General features: G+C 51.5%; 9 protein-coding genes. All 9 read right to left on the bottom strand.

All coding sequences use genetic code 11. The annotated features are described in order from the left end of the window. Positions 1-129 precede the first annotated feature (129 nt). The 9 genes from ACFQZT_RS10700 to ACFQZT_RS10660 all read right to left on the bottom strand — a co-directional run bounded on the left by ACFQZT_RS10700 (position 130) and on the right by ACFQZT_RS10660 (position 18980). Entirely contained in the window at positions 130-2070 is a 1941-nt protein-coding gene (locus tag ACFQZT_RS10700) for a hypothetical protein (protein ID WP_379299457.1), read from the bottom strand. A gap of 493 nt (positions 2071-2563) precedes the next feature. Next, positions 2564-6418, bottom strand: coding sequence for a TIM-barrel domain-containing protein (locus ACFQZT_RS10695; protein WP_379299455.1), 3855 nt, complete (start codon positions 6416-6418; stop codon positions 2564-2566). 61 nt (positions 6419-6479) lie between these two features. Continuing rightward, positions 6480-9761: a TIM-barrel domain-containing protein gene (locus ACFQZT_RS10690; protein ID WP_379299452.1), complete on the bottom strand. Its 3282-nt coding sequence runs from the start codon at positions 9759-9761 to the stop codon at positions 6480-6482. Between the two features lie 154 nt (positions 9762-9915). Beyond that, positions 9916-10518, bottom strand: coding sequence for a thioesterase II family protein (locus tag ACFQZT_RS10685; RefSeq protein WP_379299450.1), 603 nt, complete (start codon positions 10516-10518; stop codon positions 9916-9918). Continuing rightward, positions 10515-14351 carry a glycoside hydrolase family 31 protein gene (locus ACFQZT_RS10680; protein WP_379299448.1) on the bottom strand — a complete coding sequence of 1279 codons (3837 nt, stop codon included), beginning with the start codon at positions 14349-14351 and terminating at the stop codon, positions 10515-10517. The genes ACFQZT_RS10685 and ACFQZT_RS10680 overlap by 4 nt, the downstream gene beginning before the upstream one ends. 416 nt (positions 14352-14767) lie before the next feature. Next, positions 14768-16117 (bottom strand): ABC transporter substrate-binding protein, encoded by a 1350-nt coding sequence (locus ACFQZT_RS10675; RefSeq protein ID WP_379299446.1) that lies wholly within the window; start codon positions 16115-16117, stop codon positions 14768-14770. 107 nt (positions 16118-16224) lie between these two features. Beyond that, complete coding sequence (locus tag ACFQZT_RS10670; RefSeq protein WP_379299444.1) at positions 16225-17055, bottom strand: carbohydrate ABC transporter permease; 831 nt, start codon at positions 17053-17055, stop codon at positions 16225-16227. Beyond that, on the bottom strand, positions 17045-17929 hold the full coding sequence (locus ACFQZT_RS10665) for a carbohydrate ABC transporter permease (RefSeq protein WP_379299441.1): 885 nt from the start codon (positions 17927-17929) through the stop codon (positions 17045-17047). The genes ACFQZT_RS10670 and ACFQZT_RS10665 overlap by 11 nt, the downstream gene beginning before the upstream one ends. 25 nt (positions 17930-17954) lie before the next feature. Beyond that, on the bottom strand, positions 17955-18980 hold the full coding sequence (locus ACFQZT_RS10660) for a LacI family DNA-binding transcriptional regulator (RefSeq protein ID WP_379299439.1): 1026 nt from the start codon (positions 18978-18980) through the stop codon (positions 17955-17957). Between the last annotated feature and the right edge of the window lie 41 nt (positions 18981-19021).

The following is a 19021-nucleotide window of genomic DNA, read 5'->3' as shown; positions in this document are numbered from 1 at the left end:
TTGAATTAATCACCTCTCTGCGCGCAAATAGGCGAAGCAAGTATTTTCCAATCATCAACTAAAAATGTTCTAATTTTCAATACGCTGCTCGCCTATTTACGTTTCAAGATAAGGCCGAAAACCTCTCACTTACTCATGTACAACCGGATACGCTTGCTGCCACACGATGCGGCTTCCGATTTTAACGGCAGCCAACAGCTTATTGATCCCTGCTTCCAAATCCGCCGACTGGTACTGCCTGAACCAGATGTAACGTTTGCCGGCGAACCATGAGCTAAGCTGACCTTTTTCTTCCTCGCTTGAAGATGCAATTGCTGTCGCTGACTGGCTTTGATTGCTCAATGTCAGGTGCGGGCGGAGAGAAGGTTGCCCATCATACCAACCGTCTTTGCGATCGAAAATATAAGCTACGGCCCGAAGGCTGGGATCCTTGGTTGTGGCAGTAAGTGAAGATGGACTGGCGCTATAGTCATCCGTAAAAATGTAAAAGCGGTCTCCGCTCTTAAACCAATCGATCGAGGCCCCCATCAACCGGCATACGTCCTCGGTATTAAGGTAGACTTCATCATTCACCCAAGTCGGCGCCTCGCGCAGGTTCACTTTCTCCTGCCGGGTGCCTTTCCAGTAAGTAACGGCCTCCGACTGACCCTTATGAATACGGAACGAGTACCCGTCCTTATGAGTAAATGCAATCTCATCGGGACCGCTCTCCCTCACGAATTGCAGAGCATAGCTTAAAAAGCTAACCGAGAGATACGGCTGACCTCCTTTCACATATCCCACATCGTCCGCATAGCGCAATCGTTCTCCGTCCACCGTGACTGTAACTACATTCGATCCTTGGTAGGTAAGCTGCACAAGAGGGCTGCCATCCGGCTCATGCACGACATCCGTTCGGGGGTCGAACATGAACCATACGATACCATCCTTAGTTTGGAGCTGATACCAAACTCTTTGCAGCTCATCGTTCCAAGTTAGGCTCGGCTGTACCGTTTGATTTTTCAAGACAGCGCCGTTGATTTGAAAGCTATCTTTAGGCAATCGATACAGCTGGGTCTCCCCTTTAAGCTCAATAGACACTTGCGCAGGCTTCGTATCAACGGGCTCCGAGTAATAGGGCTGCACCCAGCCGTCGCCTAATTCGGTATGAACATGGTATAGCTCCATATCTTTAAACTTTTCAAACGAGGTCAGCGTCTGCGGATTCAGCATCGTAATGACCGACGAGATGTCGCTATACGGCGTGCTGAACAGTGCTGTTTTCGATTTCAAGACAACCGGCACAGACGTTTTAACAATGGGAACTCCCTTGGCGGAGACAAACTTCGGCCCTTGCTCCGTTGCAATTTGATAATTCGTATCGTAAGGCGTTACGAACTCCCCCGTTACATGCACAACCTGCCTGTTTAGGTGGGGCGGGCTGGTGTAACGAAGATCAGGCGAATAGGTATTCAGGCCAAATTCGGGTGAATCCATGATCCATCCGCCATCATAGTAAACATAATAATCGGCAGGTTTTACATATCCAATTTTAGCGGCAGGCAGTTGTACCCATTGATCCCCCAGCCAGGTCGTATGAATCTGGAGCCATTTTTTATCTTGTTCGTTATTGCTATAAAACCACTGCTTCTCGGCCCCTACGACTTGCACCTCTTGGGGCGCGAGGGTTGCCGACGGCTTGGATTTGGCATTCTTAGACGCGTAAATCGGCGTTTCTTCAAATAAAGCAAGCTTCGGCGGAGCCGGGACATCTACGTTCCAAGGATCCGGCGAAATATATTTTTCCCCGAGCCAAGTTTGGATTTTCCACCAGCTTTTTCCTCGGGACCATTTCACTTCCCCGGCCAGCACCTTCACGCTATCCTGCGGAGCCAACCACCCTTCCTGCTCCCCTTCATTCTCATTCGGGCTATTGTAGAAGGGAGTCGCTGCAAGCAATGAAATAACAGGAGGAATCCGCAACGTGTCCGGTTCTTGCAACTGTGTATAGGAATCCGCAGAACTCCCTCCAGGCAGAAGGATACATAACTGAAAAGCGATTGCTGCAACGAGCCATACTTTCTTCCGCATAGGTCCGATACCATCCTCCAGTATTTAACAGTGTCTACCCCATATAGACGCTCCCCGCTCCGAAAGGTTGCAGGACGAGCCCCTGGTATACAGATGAGAAAAACCTGGATGATTGCCATGTCCTAATCTAAAGTCGTACGTTTGGGAACGAACTTGTCTTTGTCCAACCTCCATCTTCTCGTCTGTAAAGATGAAAAATATCGCTATAGACACGACTTCAACATCCCCACATGTCTGCAACGATGAAAAATACCTTTCCAGCTGAGCTCCACATACACGCCCACTTTTTTTCTCGTCTGTAAAGATGAAAAATATTGTTAGAGCCATGACTGCAGCCTCCCCACATGTCTATAACGATGAAAAACACCTTTCTAGCTGCGCTCCGAGTACATGCCAAAATTTCTTAGAAAGAGTATCCTTAACACTTTCGTTCTGTAACATGCCTAACCGACGAAAAAAGCCCTCCTGCCGCTAAAGGGAGGAGAGCCGAGCTTTATTGCTGGGTCACGCGGACATCATCGATGTGGAGTGTGGTGCCGCCAGGAGAATCCACGTAAAAACCGATGTCGATCTGACCGTTCGTCACCATGATGTCGCTGACGCTGATGTATTTCCAGACGCCGTCGTTGCTAATGTTCGCGTAAATGGCAGAGCCTCCGTAGTTTTGTATTTCGGCCCTGGCTGTTGTTGGAGTCGTGTTTTTCATGCGAACCCAAGCCTCAAATTTATACTTCACGTTGTTGACGGGAACGCTGATCGTCTGATGGATGCTTTGTTGATAAGCGCCCGCCGCATAGAAGTAAGCGCGCTTATCTCCTGCCCAAGGTGATTCCGGCGGATTCGTCGTCGAACCGCTGTCGATGCCATAAGCGACCGTTTGCGTGCCCGGATGCCACTCGGTCCAGTTGCTGCTCTGGCTCGTATCGCGCTCAAAACTGCCGTTATCCAGCAGATTTTGTTCCGAAGCAGGCGTGCCCGCCGCTGCCGTTGAGAGCAAAACGCGGTCCAGATTGATATTGCCGCTATCGCCGGCATCGTATTTGAACGCGATGGTATTAGCTCCAGCGTTTAGCGATACTGTCTGAACGTTATCCTGCCACACGTTCCAGTTGGTCCCGGGACTGGTGAAGCTTGTTTGGCCCAGCTTCGTTCCGTTAATGTAAGTGCTCAGCGTCTTCGTCGCCCCTGTACCGTTGGCGTATCTCAGCGCGACCTGATAGCTGCCTGCACTCGGCACATCAATGTTATATTTCACTTGCGCACCCGTGACGCCCATGCTATCTACGAAAGCGGTGCCGCTGTAGTACCAATGATTCTGATTCACAGTGCTGCCACCGGATAGTTCGGCGCTCTCCGCTTCATATTTGCCGATAACAGGCGCAAACGGCACCGTAATATTATCAAGATTGACGTTACCTGTGTCACCGCCATCACTGTAGTACTTGTACGTGACGACATTCGTACCGGCTGTCAAAGGAAGCGTCTCCGATTGGGTTGACCATGTGTCCCAGTTTGCCAGATTGGCCAGAGATGTCGACTTCACTCTTTTGCCGTTGACGAAAATACTGACTGCCTTGGCTGCACCCGTTGCATTCGCATAGCGCAGAGTAACGTTGTAGTCGCCGCCTGTTTTCACCTTCGGATAAAACGTTACGCCTGCTCCTGCGTTGCCCAGTCCATCCACGAAACCGGTTCCTGTATACCCCGTATGATTGGTGTTCACCGTCGCTTTCGTAGTCGATGTATTGCCCGAAAGAGACGCATCTTCGGCTTCATACTGTGCAGCCGTGGCGCTCACGGCGCTGTTTCCGGTTACGGCTATGGCTTTGGCGGAGACGGCTCCCGCTGCCAATTTCACATAAGTGACATCGCCGTAAACATCCTTGCCTTTTGCCCAGCCTTCGCCCGCTGCTGCCTTCAAAGCCTGCAAGCTGGCATAAGATGTCATCGCCGTGCTATTGTTCGTCACAGCCGTACCCGCCGCTCCATGTAGCTTAACAATGTACGATTGCAAGGACGGGGTGTAGCTGCCGCTTTTCGCGCCCAGTGTGAAATTGAGCGTGCCTGAACCGCTGTCCTGTACGGTCATAGCTTGCTTGAAGTAGGTTCCGCTCTCGTAATTGTAGCTGGCGCCATCGTCATCGTAATAGGTAAAGCCGGATTGCGCAGTATCAGGGAACACATCCACGTCCACGGAAGCGACGGCTGATTGTCCCACATAATCCTGCACCTTCTGCGTCGGAATGATCGCTCCTTTTTTAATAAAAAGAGGAATATCCGTCAACGTATCGGGATTCACCGCATAGTGAATCGTTTGGCCGCCTGTAAAGACATTGCCTCTGGCGTAGTCGATCCATGTACCTGCCGGTAAGTAAATATCTTTTGCCGTTTGCTGTTTATTCACCACAGGAGCGGCCAGCAGCCAGTCGCCGAACATCCAAGCGTCCGTGTAGTTTTTGGCATTCGGGTCGGTTGGGTAATCCTGCATCAACGGTCGAACGAGTCCGTTTCCGTTCTCGTAGGCGCTTCTTTCGTAAGCGTACATATACGGGATTAAGGAATAGCGCAATTGGATCGCTTCCTTGGCCGCTTCCTCAGCAGTTGAGCCGAAGTACCAAGGCTGCCGCTGTTGATGGTTATTGCCGTGCACGCGGAAAACCGGCGTAAGCGCGCTAAACTGCATCCATCTCGCATAGAGATCGGGGTTCGGATTGTTTGTCGTACCATCCTGCTGGTTGAATCCGCCGGTATCCATGCCCCATTTGACCTGCCCGTTGTTGATCGAAGACAGCATCACAGCCCGCTGCTCTTGCATGCCTGCGGCCCAATTGATACGTTCGCCCTTATTGTACTGAATGCCGATGTCGCCGGACCAGAGCGTCGTCGCATACCGCTGCGCTCCCGGATAGAAGGTTCGCGCCGTTTGCCAAACGCGCTGCGCGCCGCTCGTGTAAGCCCGTTGTCCTTCGTACATCGTCTGCGCCATATGGCCCGTGGTAAAATTGCCGAACCAAAAGGAAGCCCCGCCCGACGAAACTTTATCAGTCTCGTCATTCCACCATCCCGCGATGCCTTTATCCAGCGCATCCTTGGAATGATTCCAAAACCAGGTACGCTCACTGGCGTTGTATGGATCGATGCTGCGCACCATAACCGGGATGAAATAATCCTGATACTCGGTATGCCCCGGATAAAAATAGCCGCCATTCGCCGCATCCGTTCCCTGAACAGTCGCCGTGTTCGAAGCATCCTTGGTCACAATGCGGGGCTTCGTGATACCGATCATTTTGATGCCTTTGGCATCCATCGTCGTTTTCAGAGACGTCGTTGCGGCGGAAGGAAAGTTTGTCGTGTTCCACGCAAATTCTCCATAGTTGTTTTCGCCGTATTTTTTCCAGTCGTAATCGAAGCCGTAGGCGTCGATGGGGATATTTTTGGCCCGGTACGTATCCACGTTATTTGTGAATTCCGTTTGGTTCGTATCCCACTCGAAGTTCATAAATCCGAGCGACCATTTCGGCAGCATCGGCGGCTTGCCCGTAATTTCGCCAACGCTGGACATGATTTCCTTTGGCGTGCCAAGCATGATGTAATACTCCACATCCTGCTTCGCATAGCGCCGTCCTTCCGGAGGTGTGCCACCATAATAAAACTCCATTTTGCCCGTAGGCTCATCCGTGTACGGATACCCCCCATCGCTGTCAACGAGCACACCGTACCCCGCCGTGCTCCAGATAAGCGGTCCGCCGGAATCTCCCTGCTCTCCCGCATGCGCGGCATGGCTGGAGCTGTTGCGCAGCAAGTCGCCGCCGTCATCAAAGGCATTAAAGCTGCGTATGCCGTACATATTATCGCCAGTGGCATGCACAAAACGAACGCCGTCCGAGAACACTCCGCCGCTCGAAGGCTCCCAGAACAGCGAAGTGCCGTCCGGCTTTTTGACCGTCATGCGCACAGGGCTTTTCGTAATTTCGATCTTCATGCTGGATGTCGTGATGGTCATCGGATTGCTCGCCGTGTTAATCGTCGCCCCTACGGCCGACCAGGTTTTGTTAGGGTCGAGCATAGGGGTCTTCGTGCTTGGCGTTACGCCATTTGGACGGTAATCCACTTTTAAGATGCCGTTTTGCACCGCTTGAATGACCAAAATATCATCATTAGGCTCAGTGCCGTTATCGATGTTTAATGTCAGCGTGTCTCCTGTCACACTCGATGACAGCAGATTGCCCAGTGCGCTCACATAGGCGTGAGCAGGTGGTGCCGGAAGAAAGGTTAGAGTAGATCCGATCAGGGCGCATGCTGCGAACACAGAGAGGATGCGTGGAACTCTTTTGTTCCGTGGACTCATGACAATGCCACCTTTCGTTTGTGGAATGAGGGAGGGGCCGCCAGGGCCCCCTTCCCCCTCTTTATTGCTCAAGTATCGCAATATTATCAAGGTTGACGCCGAGCGAATTCGTGCTGTCGTAGCTAACTTTCACCGTATTCCAGCCTGCGTTCAACGTCACATTGACGGTAGCCGTGCCCCATGTATCCCAGTTCGTCGTCTGAGGCAGCGTCAAGTCGGTCACTTTTGTGTTATTCACATAGATCGCGCGTGAACCGTTGCCTGCGCCGGAGGAATAACGCACCTTCAGGGTGTACGTGCCGGCTGCTTTAACGGAAACGTCGAAAGTGACAGAGTCGCCCACTGTCTCGAAGCCGTCAACAAACCCTGTGCCCATGTAGCCGGTATGATTTGTATTGGTGGTAACATTCGTTTGCGCACCGAATTCAGCTTCATACTCCACTTTGTTTACACCGTTCAAAACAACGGTTTGAGCCGAAGCACTCGCGCCAAGCTTCACATAAGTGAGCTTTTGCACGGTATCGTAGTACCAGCCCGATGAGGCACCGATTAAAGCACTGAGCGAGCTGTATTCGGTTGCCGTCGAACCGCCAACCGTCACTGAAGACGGTTTGGTTGTGAACACCTGCAGCGTTTTCGTCGAATTAATGGCAGGCACGCTGACCGTTTCCCTGCTAAGTCCGTACTGCTCGGTGGAGGTAATCGTTTTAACCGAACCGCCGATGTCATCATTCCAGTCGTAGCTTGTTGTGCCCAGCGGATAAATGCGGAAGGTCAGATTGTTGTAGCTAGTTAAGCTGTTGCCAATCGTACCGCCAACCTGATATTGGGCGTTCAGATTCATCGGAAGAATGCTACCGGACTTCACAAAAACAGGAAGGTCGTCAACGCCTGCATTATAGCTGATGGTGCGGCCGCCCGGGCGCTGTGCGCCGTACCAGAAATCGATCCAATCTCCTTGCGGGAGGTAAATGCTTTTATTCGTTTCACCCTGGTTCATGACCGGAGCGACCAGCAGATTGCCGCCGAACATATACTGCTGCGTCAATCCGTACGTATTGCTGTCGGTCGGATACTCAAGTGCCATGGCGCGCATCATCGGTACGCCGGTGTCGCTCGACTTTTTCGCCTCGCTGTAAATGTAAGGGAGCAAATTCATGCGGGTATTCGTATACTTGGCAAAATGACTGATGATCGTATTATCGCCGGTACGGGCCTGTGCGTTCCACGGCGAGCGTTCCTCATTGATGCCGGAGCTGCCGTTGGCCTCTGAGTGGAACTGCATCACCGGAGCGAATGCGGCCATCTCGGTGGCCCGTTTGTACAGTTCAGCCGATGGATACGATCCCGTGAAGCCCGCTAAATCCCAGCTCCAATAAGGAACGCCGGACATTCCGGCAGTCAGCCCTGCCGCTACGGCCTGTTGGAAGGCGCCAAATGTCGACTCCATATCGCCGGACCAGAAGATCTGGTTCGCTTGCGCGCCTTGCGTGCCGGAACGGCTGAACGAGACGGCATCGGATTTTTTCGACCGCGCGTATTCGTTGTACGCCTTCACGTACTCGTTCGGGTACTGGTTGCGCATTTCGTCGCCCTTTTTGCCGTTTGAGAACGTGTTCCAGCGGCCCCAAACCATTTCGCCACCGTCGGTTTTGAAACCGTCGATGCCGACGCCGTCAAACAAATAGGCGCGTTTGGACATCCACCAGTTTTTCGCGCTCGCGTTCGTAAAATCAAGCAGCAGGCTGTTCTCGAACCATTGACCGCTCGGAATGCGGTACTGACCGCCGCTGCCGTTACCCACGGCATAATTTTGTGAGATCATATAAGCTTCGTCGTTATCCTTCTGCTGATAGGCCGTTGACGTCCACTTCTGGATCGGAACCTGCCACAAGACAAGCTTCATCCCGTTGTTATGCACGTTGTCCGCCATCTGCTTCGGATTGGTCCATCTGCCCGTTGTCGGGAAGGTGAAATCCGTATAAGCAAACGCGCTGCTCCCAGTCTTCGGCGTATACTGCGCATCGTTGAAAATGTAGAACGTGTTCTCGTCGCTCCACTGCTCGAGAACGACTGCGGTCGCAGGAATGTTGTTCGTCGTTGCGTTGCTGATCGCCGTCGAGACCTTGGTTTGACGGTCCCATTCATTGGCCGACATCCACAAGCCGAAAGCCCATTTCGGCAGCGCGGTCGGTTTGCCGGTAATATTGGCATAATTACCGACAACACCCTTCAAGTCATTACCATAGATGAAATAATAATCCAGCGTCGAGGTTGCACTACCCCCTGTATCAGCCGTAAAGCTGTACATATCCGTGCGCTCCGTCGCCAAACGGAATTTGGAATAATACGTAGAATTCAAGAAAATTCCGTAACCATTGCTGTTGAGCATGAAAGGTATAGCCATATACGTACGGTCGTTTTGGTTTTTATACTGGTTATAAACGTAAGTATCTACATCCGTTCCGCGTTTGCGGAAGTTATTGTAGTGCTCGCCGAAGCCGAAAAACTCCTCGGAGGCAGGCGAATAGAAATGATCCTCCATTTTGTTGATGATCGTACTGCCGTTGGTGAGCCAAGCCAGATTGCGATTCGTTGTGCTGTCATATTGCCGGGCAATCAGCGTCGTCCCATCAGGCTTATAAACACTCAATTTAAAAGGATTCTTATCCACCTTCAACTTCAACTTAGAGGTAGAAATCCAAGTCGTCGATGCCGTGTCTGATACCGTGTAGTTGCTAAGTCCGCTGCTAAGCGTCCCTGTCCCCGTTGGGGATACCTGCACACGGAACACGTCGTCCGCCGTGAAAGAAATGTTGATTTTCGGCGTCATCGTTCCCGTATTCGGCACCGCATTCAGCACTACCCGGTTTGTATTATTCGTGACTGAGCTGATACTGCTTACCGATTCCCAATCGGTTACCGTAAAAGTGAACGGTCCGCTCGTCTTTTCGTTCGCTCCGTCTTTATTGCCGCGTACCGTATAAGAAACAACATCGCCTTTGGCAAAGCTGCCCAGGTTCGCTTCCCAATACGTATTGTTGCCGCTGTTGTATTTAAAGGCGGCTCCGACAGCAGGCTGGCTAACGCCGTTTTTCGTCCAGGTTACCCAGGCTGTCTGTCCGGGCTCAATCGGCCACGTCGTAATTTTGATATACACCGTATCGCCTGCAACAGGATCTCTTGGACTCCGCTCAGTGGCCTGAATGTCGTAAAGATCGTCAATGCCATAAGGCGCATGATACACACCGTCAATCGCATAAATGTTAGGAACTAGCATAAAAAAACAAAGCAACAAAGAGATGATGAATTTGGTTGGCGATACCACTTTACGTGCATACATGAAATTTCCCCTTCCATTCAAATTTGATTGCTAAAACATGGATGAAATGGCCGGCGTTCGCATCTTCCTGCTCCATGTGATCGTCTTTCCAGGCATCACCCCTTTCCATAATCGGCGCCCCGGACCCGCCTATCGGTTGCGAGGCCGCCGTATTTCAACACATATATTCTCTTTCCACAATGGTTTGCACAAGTTGGAACCACCTAATGGAATCTTGCCGCCAATAATCATGTTCGCCATCGTAAACATGAACATCGCAGATGCGAGTCGTGTATCGGCTCCATTCCGCAAGCTGATCAGCAAGGGCAACCTCATCCTGCCGCCCGGCAAAAACACTGAATCTGGCATGAAGCGGTTCCCGGCATGATGGCAACCGATACTCCATTACAGGATGGCAGTTCTTCACAAACTGGGCGCGGGGGCGGAGCAAATGAGGAGCGCTGCATCCGGACAAAAATAAATGCGCCGGCCCCTCCATACCATCCGCTTTCAATCGGTGGCTCACCTCGAAAGCCAGTAAGCTGCCCCAGCAATGACCTATAAAAGCGAAAGTCTCACCGGGCTGCATATGCCTTTTTACATACTCACAAGCCGCTATCACCGCCTGATCCCACATCGCAGAAGATACCTCCCGCATGGACAACCCTTCTCCTCTTAGATCAATGCATTGAAACCTAAATAGAGAGGGGAGTCTTTGGCTCCAAGCCATGTAGGACTCCGTCCATATGCCACAATGCGGGAAACCAAACAAAATCACCCCGCAATCACCAAGCTTCCCGCCTGCTCTTGAATCGTAATGAACAAATCGCTATTCCTTTGTGCATAAGAGCCAGGCTGCAGTTGGCCTACATCAGCTACATGCACCCATTCCGCACGCTCGGATGAGACGGTAGATACGGACCCTGTTTGGTGCACGATGAAAGTTATGTTCTGCTGCAGCCTGCCAGACCAATACAAATGGAGAATTTCATCCTCTCTTTTGGCTGAAATCTTCACATGATTACCCAAATCGTCCTCAAATTCCGCCTGCAGCTCCGTTTTGACATACATTTTGAAGCATAATTGCTCATATCCATCCACCCGATTGCCTACATGTCCGCCTAGCGTGTAATCCTCAGCCAGATTGAGCGCCACGATGCTATTCTGTTTCACATAAACAGGGATATGGTCGAGGCCCGCAGCGACTTTCATCAAGCGAGGACCTTGCACGGTGTCGTGACCGAATAACGAGAGCCATTCTCCCTCTGGAAAATATACCTCTTTCGCACCGTGACCTTCTTCCGTCACAGGCGCGACCAGCAAGCTTTCACCGAACATGTACTCGCTTATGATTTCAGTACAATGCGGATCAGCTGGATACTGCAGCGACATGGCGCGCATCATCGGCAGCCCTGTCCGGCTCGCACGAATCGCTTGATCGTAAATGTACGGCAGGAGATTCATCCGGATATCAGCGTATTTTTTGTATAACTCAATGACCGCTGGTTGCCCCGTACGCTCCGCAATGTTCCACGGCGTCCGATCCTGATTAAACTCACCTTTGGTCTCGGCATGATACTGCATCACGGGGCAAAATGCCGCCATTTGCGCCGATCTCACGAACAGCTCCGCTGATGGAATGTCGCCATGAAAACCGCCCAAATCCCAGCCCCAGAACGGAATCCCCGACATGCTGCTGGACAGCCCGGCAATCATCGAGGAACGAAACGCCTGGAACGTCGAGCGCTCGTCGCCCGCCCAATGCAGCGGGTACTTCTGAGCTCCCGTATAACCAGCACGGCTAAATGTAATGCCGCCATCCGTGGCATGCTGCTGGACAAAATCGTAGTAACTGCCCACGTATAAATTCGGGTACAAATTACGCATTTCACGCCCTGTAGAGCCATCATGAAACTGCAGATCGTGACCGAAGACGAACTCGCCCCCATCCGTTTTGAAGCCGTCTACCTTGATCTCATCGACAAGATATTGGCGCTTAGCGAACCACCACTTTTTGGCTTCCGGATGCGTAAAGTCAATAATATGACAGTCTTTGAACCAGTTATACGGGAGCGTATAGGGCTCGCCATCCGCTGTTTTTACACAATAGCCATTCTCAAGCAATGTCGCCTCGTCCTGATCGCGCTGCCCGTGAGCGACGCCGTACATAAATTTATGAATCGGAATTTGCCATAACAGCACCTTCAATCCCTGATCGTGCAGTTCTTCCACCATCGACTTCGGATTCGGCCAGCGGCCCCACTCCGGAAATTGAAAGTCGTCGTAACGGAACGACTGACCGCCGTCTTTAACCTCATATTGAGCATCGTTGAAAATATAAAACGTCGCCTCGTCGCTCCACTGCTCGATGACAAGGACGGTAGAAGGAATTTGATACTTGGCCGTAAGCTCCGCTTGTTTCTTAACCTCAGCCTGCGAGTCCCAGTTATTGCTTGACATCCAGGGACCGAACGCCCACTTCGGCGGAAGCACGGGCTTACCCGAAATATCCGTGAATTGCCCGATCATCTCCAGCGGCTCGCCTGCGAACAAATACGCGGTCAGTTGTTGTGTGGACGGCGAAAGATCCGCTTCTATTTCAACGAGATCGGATAACCGTGTATGAAAACGGAATGTGGAGTATAAAGCCGTGTCCACAAAAATCGAATATCCGCCCGAGCTGATGGCAAAAGGAACCGGCATATACGTCTTGAGCCCTTGATCCCGGTATTGGTTGTACACATATTGATCCACTTCCTGACCCGAGTATTCATAATGGGAAAAGCGTTCCCCCATGCCGAACCAGCGATGCTCCGGCTTCGCTTTTAAGTTCAGACGAAGCTTATGGATCATACCCGAGCCATCCGTTAACGCTTCGATCAGCGGCTTCCCTTCGGCAGCGAAGCCCTCGACAAGCACGCCCTCCGCGCTGCGCAGGGAGAGCGCGAGCTTGCCTTCGCGCACGCCGGCTTCCAGCCGTGCGCGTCCCACCGGCAGCGCCGCCTGCTGCGCCGGCGCCGATTGAATCCGTTCGCCCGCTGCGGCGAACGTCAGCTTTACCGCGCCGCTGGCGTCGGCGCGGAAGGCCATGGATACGGTGCGGGATGCATCCGCACCGTTTAGTTCGACGACGAAGCCGTCCGTCGTCGCGTACATCGCATGGACGCGCTCCAGCGCCGTCCATGACCGGACTTTAAAGCGGTAAGTCGGCGAAGCCACCGACTTGCTCCCGCTCTGAAGCGCGAAGGCATAGCTGACCTCGTCTCCGGCGAGGTAGGGGCCCAGCTGCGCTTCCCAGACTTTTTCGCCGTCGGCCGTGACTTTCACGGCGGCTGACACGGGCTGCCCCGCCGGCATGCCATTGACGGCGGCCTGCACCGTGACGACCTGACTCGCCTGAAAAGGCTGAGTCAGCAGTCGCACGAGCACCGCATCCCCCGCTTCGGGGTGGCGGGGGAACCGCTCGTACGGCAGGGTTACGTACGGATCGTCGTAACCCGTGGGCATGTGCACGAGCGCGACGCCGTTCGAGCTCGCGACGCTTGTGCCCCCGGCCGCAAGCGCAGCCTGCGCCAGCTCCAGCAGCACCGCGCCTAATGCGCTGGCGGACGGCAGGTCCTGCCTTTCATCTTGTCCTTGTCCCTTTACCTGCCCTAGTGTCTGTCCTTGTCCATCGTCCTTTCCCTGTACTTGTACCTGTCTTCGTCCCTGTACTTGCTCCTGTCCTTGTCCTCCATCTTTTCCTTGCCCCAGCACTCGCTCCCGCCAGTACGCTAACATCAACGGCTCCTTCGCCGTATCCGCATCCACCTCATACAGAACTTCGTGCTCCTTCAATAACGCTTCCACATGCGTGAGCAGTTCTTTCGCCCTCGCTGTGTCTCCCTTTTTGGCATAGTACAGCGCCAACAGGCAGGTTAAATCAGGTCGTTCACAACCGCCGTAGTAAGTATCAGCCGTCGAGAGTCTGACACCTTTGCCAACAAGCATTTCTTCAAGCTTATACAAAGCCTCGATAAGTATGCGGTCCTCGATACCAAGCATACCAAACGGAATAGCCGCTGCAATAATATCGCCATGAATCGCCGTGTCTCCGAGCGCGCTGACAACCCGGCCGTCTTTGATAAATTTTGCAAAAACAAGCTCACGGATCGATTTCAACAACTTCTCGCCCAATTCACCATGCTGCGCATTTGACTGAATGCCTGCGTAATACATAGCCAGATGACTGAGATAAATACCATGGCTATCGCCCTGCAGCCAGTGAGGTTGCGGCTTCTGCCAATTCGAAGCAATCAGGTGTACCGTTCCTTCAATGAACACCTTTCTCTCATCTCGAAAGTCGTGATCGCCGGTTGCCTTGATATACTCGCCGGCGGCCCATAACGCCAGCGCAGCATCGGTAAGATCACCCTGCCCTTTTCCGAAACAACCGATTAAATGACGAAGCAACGCCAAAGCCCGCTCCGCATCGCCCCGTTGTACAAGCGCGTAACACAGAAATGCCATATCCCGCAGATTCGCCCTCTGCCCCCTGATGGTCACTTCACCCGATAATCCTTCAATCTCATAATCTACATGCGAATCTCGAACACCTTGCGTATTCACCATAAATCCTCCCTGCTCCATCCAAATTCAATCTCGTATAAAAATATTCATCCCATTAATAATTAAGCTCGTTTTTCAGCGTTAACCATCCAACTGGTGGCACATCTACCGAGCTAACGCGGAAAATCAGTGTTAAACCCGTGATCAACCCTGCTTCAGCCTTGTTCCAATCAAGTTAAGCTTGTTTTTCAGCGTTAACTATCCTTTTCCAGGCTCACCGACCAAGTTAACACGGAAAATCAGTGTTAACCCTCGCCTCGCTTGCCCCAGCTTCATCACGCGATCATTCGGACAAGAAAAAGGGCAGTGCCTCAACAATGCCCTTTCCTTGTGCCGACTTTACGCCTGCTCGCTATTCACTTGCCTGTATTTCGGTTTTCAGTCCGATCACCGCCGCACATCCGCTCGAATTCCGCCCTTTATTTACTCACCAGCTTCTCAATTTTAGCCTGCGCTTCATTGAGTGCTTTTTCCGCTGTATAATCTTGCTTCAGCTTCGCTTTATCCAGCTCGTCGCCGATCGCTTTCGTCAAGTCGTTCCATTTGTCCGGAATCGGGCCAACCGGCGTAAGTACGAGTGTGTTCAATGCCTCGAGCACGATTTTCTTCGACTCCGGAGGCGTTTGTTTGAAGTAAGCTTCCATGACTTTTTCATCGGATACAGCCGGAACGCTCCAGCCTTTTTCAATCCGCTTGCTGACTACAGACGGGTCGGAGGACATGAATTTGATAAACTTCCACGCCGCTTCCGCATTTTTCGTTTTATCCGATACGACGAGGCCGTCAGCAAAGAAATGATGCGCTTTTTTCGTGTTGCCCGGCTCTAACGCAATGTCCCATTTGAACGGGGCATCGGCGAAGCGGCCGAAGTTCCAGATACCGGCGCGGAGCATCGCGATTTTACCCGCTTTGAACGCATTCAGGTCGGCATCAGGTTGGTTGAACGTATCATCGTTCAGCGCTGGCGATACTTTATACTTTCTGGCTTTATCCAACATCCAGTTCAAGGCTTCAATATTTTCTTTGCTATTCACGGTAGGCTTGCCGTCAGCGCTCCAAATGCCGCCGCCGTTTTGAGCGATCGTTTTATAGAACTCATAGAATTGGATTGGCGAGTAAGTCCCCCAGACACCGCTTTTGGCATCCGTTAGCTTTTGAGCCGCATCCAGCTCCTCTTTCCAAGTCCAATCGGCCTTCGGATAGCCGACTTGCTTTTTGTCAAATAGGTCCTTATTATAGAAAAGAACTACGTCTGAAAATGACTCTACAACCCCGTATTGTTTACTGTTATACTTGAAAGAGTCATAGGCGAGTCCTTTGTAGATTTCCGGCTTGAACGTCGTGTCCTTCGCAATGATCGGCGTCAAGTCTTTTAGTGTGTTTTTAGCGGCATAAGAGACGAAGTTTTCGTACCCGACCTCGAATACGTCAGGTGCATCCCCCGATGCAAGCTGCGTATTGAGCTTCGTGTAGTAGTTGTTATAGTCGACGATATCCACCTTGACCAACACGCCAGGATTCGCCGCTTCGAACGCCTTGACCATATCGCCGAGCGTTTGCTCTTGGGAGCCGCTTGCGGTATACTGCATGAACTTCAATGTAACCGGATCTTTCTTCGTCTCCGCTTGTGCCGTTGCCGCCGCAGTCGGTTCCTGCTTCGGAGCCGCCGTCGATGTCGCCTCGGGCTTTGCACTTGAACCGCATCCTGTTGCCGCTATAGAAACAACTACGCCTAACGCCACGACCCAACCTGATCTCTTTGTAACCATGTGTAACCCTCTCTTCTCATGGATTTTCTTGGAATATCCGGATTTTCGAATCCCCTGTGCCCAGCATGCCTTGCCCGCCCTAAAGCTTCTCCATCACCCCTTTCAAGTTAACCTTTCACACCGCTCATCGTCATTCCCTTAATGAAGTACCTCGAAGCAAACAAGAACACGACAAAAATCGGAATAAAGCTGATCACATTACCCGCCATCAAAATGTTCCACTCTGTCGCCCATCTCCCTTGCAGCTTGCTTAATCCTATCGGAAGCGTCATTAGATCCTTGTCGCTCGTGATGATCAACGGCCACAAGAAATTGTTCCACGAGGCCATAAAGGCAAAGATCGCCAACGTCGCAATCGCCGGTTTGCTAAGCGGGAGAATAATGCTCATAAACACTCGAACATAAGAAGCTCCATCCATTCGCGCCGCCTCAATCAGCGGGTCCGGGATCGTCATGATGTGCTGCCGCAGCAGGAACGTGCCGTAGGCGCTGAAGATGCCGGGCAAGATAAGTCCCAGATAAGTATTGGTCAGGTGCAGCTTCTGGAATACGATAAAAAGCGGCGTCATCGTCACCTGCATCGGAATCATCATCGTAATCAAGTAGAGGACAAACAGCGTCTCTCTGCCTCGAAAAGGAATTTTGGCAAAAACAAAGGCTGCCATCGCACATACAACGATCTGTGCCACTGTCGTAACCACTGCTACACCCACGCTATTGCCCAAGAACCGGTAGATCGGAAAATACTTCGTGATCTCGACATAATTACTGAATTTGAACGTGTCTGGAATCAGGTTCGGAGGCATCCTTACGACCTCTAAACTATCCTTGAAAGAACCCGACAGCATCCAGACGAAAGGAAACATAAGTACCACAGCAGCGACCAGCAAAATGATGTGCGACAGCAGGTTGCGGTACACGGTGTATTTATCTGTCATACGTCACCCACCTTTTCTGCAGCTGTTGTTGAACAATCGTCACCACAAAAATAATAACGAATAAGATCCATGACTGTGCGGATGCAAAGCCCATTTTATAGCTCTGAAAAGCATTTCCATAAATTTGTTGAACCAGCGTACTCGTTCGGCCGGCCGGACCGCCGTTCGTCATAACCAGCACCTGATCGAACAATTGGAAGCCATTAATCAGTGATATGACAAGTACAAAGAAGATGCTCGGCGTGAGCAGCGGAAGCGTTACGCGGAAAAACTGCTGAAACCCGCCAGCCCCATCGATCGTTGCCGCTTCATAGTAGTCGTCGGATATGTCCTGCAAGCCTGCAAGCAAAATGACGGTTACATACCCGATATCCTTCCAAACGCTCACCGCGATAATGGATGGCATCGCCCATACGAAATCCTGCAGCCATACCGGACCTTCAATGCCGATTAGCGATAACAAATAATTAATGAGTCCGTTCTGCCCATTGAGCAGCCATCTCCATACGATCGATACGGCTACCCATGAGGTGATGACTGGCACAAAGATGAAAATCCTATACAGCTTGACGCCTCTCAGCTTCCGATTCAACAGCACGGCAAACAACAAGCCGAATGCCAGCACGGAGGGAATATAACCTACGATGAACTGAAGAATGTTTAGCAAAGAAGTAAGCGTTTTCTCGTCACTTAAAGCTTCGCTGTAATTGTTCAGCCCAACGAACTTCGCCGGGGTCAGCAGATCCCAGTCCGTGAAGCTGATCGCAGCCGATGACAGCATCGGGATGAGCTGGAATAGAAGCAGACCCGCTAAGCTAGGGAATAAGAATCCAATAATGACGGCAATTCTCGATAGTCTCTTTTGTCCGACCATGTCGTTCTCCTTTTCTGCCTGAAGGTTAATCCTTGGTCTTAACTGTTGCTCTCTCCATAATCGTAAGCGGCAGCATAATCTCATTCGCTTCCTGTTCTCCGCCGCCTTGAATCATGTTGATGAGATGTTCGGCAGCGATGGCGCCCTTTTCGGTAATGCTTTGACGAATCGTGGTTAACGGAGGGATGAACATTTTGGACATGGAAATGTCGTCGAATCCGATGACTGAAATATCTTCAGGCACTCTTTTACCCCTGTCCATAAAGCTTCGAATCGCGCCAAATGCAACCATATCGCCCGTTGCGAACACCGCAGTGATCTCGGGGAATTTGTCAGCGATCAGTTTGCCTGCCGCCATACCATGTTCGTAGCTCATCGATTCCTCAAACACATAGTCCGGATTGTAAAAAAAGTTCGCTTCGCGGATCGCCCGCTTGTAGCCGAGAAACCGTTTCTCAACGACGCCGTCCCTGCGAATCGCTCCGGTAATCAGACCAATATTGGAATGCCCTTTGTCGATCAAATATTTTGTCGCCAGGTAGCCCCCATATTCATCGTCGATGCCAATACGCTTGAAATAACTGTCATTGATGTAGCTGTCGATGAGTACGATAGGGATATTGATCTTTTTGAAGCCGTCATAAAACTGCTCCGGGTAAATCCCCATCATGATCGCGCCGTCCAGGTTGCGCTGAACCGATAAATCCAGATAGCTCTCACCTTGGTTAACGCCGGAAAGCAGCAGATGGTAACCATGCTCGCGCAGCTTTCCCTCAATGCCGCTGATGATTTCGCTGTAGAAAGGGTTTTCAAGAATAAGCTGCTTATGCGATTCGGTCTGCGGAATCACGATGCCAATGAGTTTCGATTGGTTTTTGACGAGGCTTCTGGCCGAGAAATCCGGAATGTAATTTATGTTTTCAATGATCTGCTTGATGCGTTCGATCGTATCACCCGACACCTTGTCGGTTCGGCCATTCAGCGCATAAGAGACAGCTGCCGTGGAGACGCCTGCGGCTTTGGCCACATCTTTAATTGTTGGTTTTTTCATGTGTTATACCTCGGTTAGTTATACGTTTAACTAGATTATAA

The sequence above is a fragment of the Paenibacillus sp. GCM10027628 genome, assembly GCF_042676385.1.
Classification (GTDB): domain Bacteria; phylum Bacillota; class Bacilli; order Paenibacillales; family NBRC-103111; genus Paenibacillus_E.
The sequence above is the reverse complement of the archived record's forward strand: the minus strand, read 5'-3'. Positions and strand labels throughout refer to the sequence as shown.

What these genes read in the sequence shown, in the direction of transcription:
- ACFQZT_RS10700 (WP_379299457.1), bottom strand. Translation starts at nt 2,070, where the DNA reads ATGCGGAAGAAAGTATGGCTCGTTGCAGCAATCGCTTTTCAGTTATGT.
- ACFQZT_RS10675 (WP_379299446.1), bottom strand. Translation starts at nt 16,117, where the DNA reads ATGGTTACAAAGAGATCAGGTTGGGTCGTGGCGTTAGGCGTAGTTGTT.
- ACFQZT_RS10680 (WP_379299448.1), bottom strand. Translation starts at nt 14,351, where the DNA reads ATGGTGAATACGCAAGGTGTTCGAGATTCGCATGTAGATTATGAGATT.
- ACFQZT_RS10690 (WP_379299452.1), bottom strand. Translation starts at nt 9,761, where the DNA reads ATGTATGCACGTAAAGTGGTATCGCCAACCAAATTCATCATCTCTTTG.
- ACFQZT_RS10665 (WP_379299441.1), bottom strand. Translation starts at nt 17,929, where the DNA reads ATGGTCGGACAAAAGAGACTATCGAGAATTGCCGTCATTATTGGATTC.
- ACFQZT_RS10670 (WP_379299444.1), bottom strand. Translation starts at nt 17,055, where the DNA reads ATGACAGATAAATACACCGTGTACCGCAACCTGCTGTCGCACATCATT.
- ACFQZT_RS10660 (WP_379299439.1), bottom strand. Translation starts at nt 18,980, where the DNA reads ATGAAAAAACCAACAATTAAAGATGTGGCCAAAGCCGCAGGCGTCTCC.
- ACFQZT_RS10695 (WP_379299455.1), bottom strand. Translation starts at nt 6,418, where the DNA reads ATGAGTCCACGGAACAAAAGAGTTCCACGCATCCTCTCTGTGTTCGCA.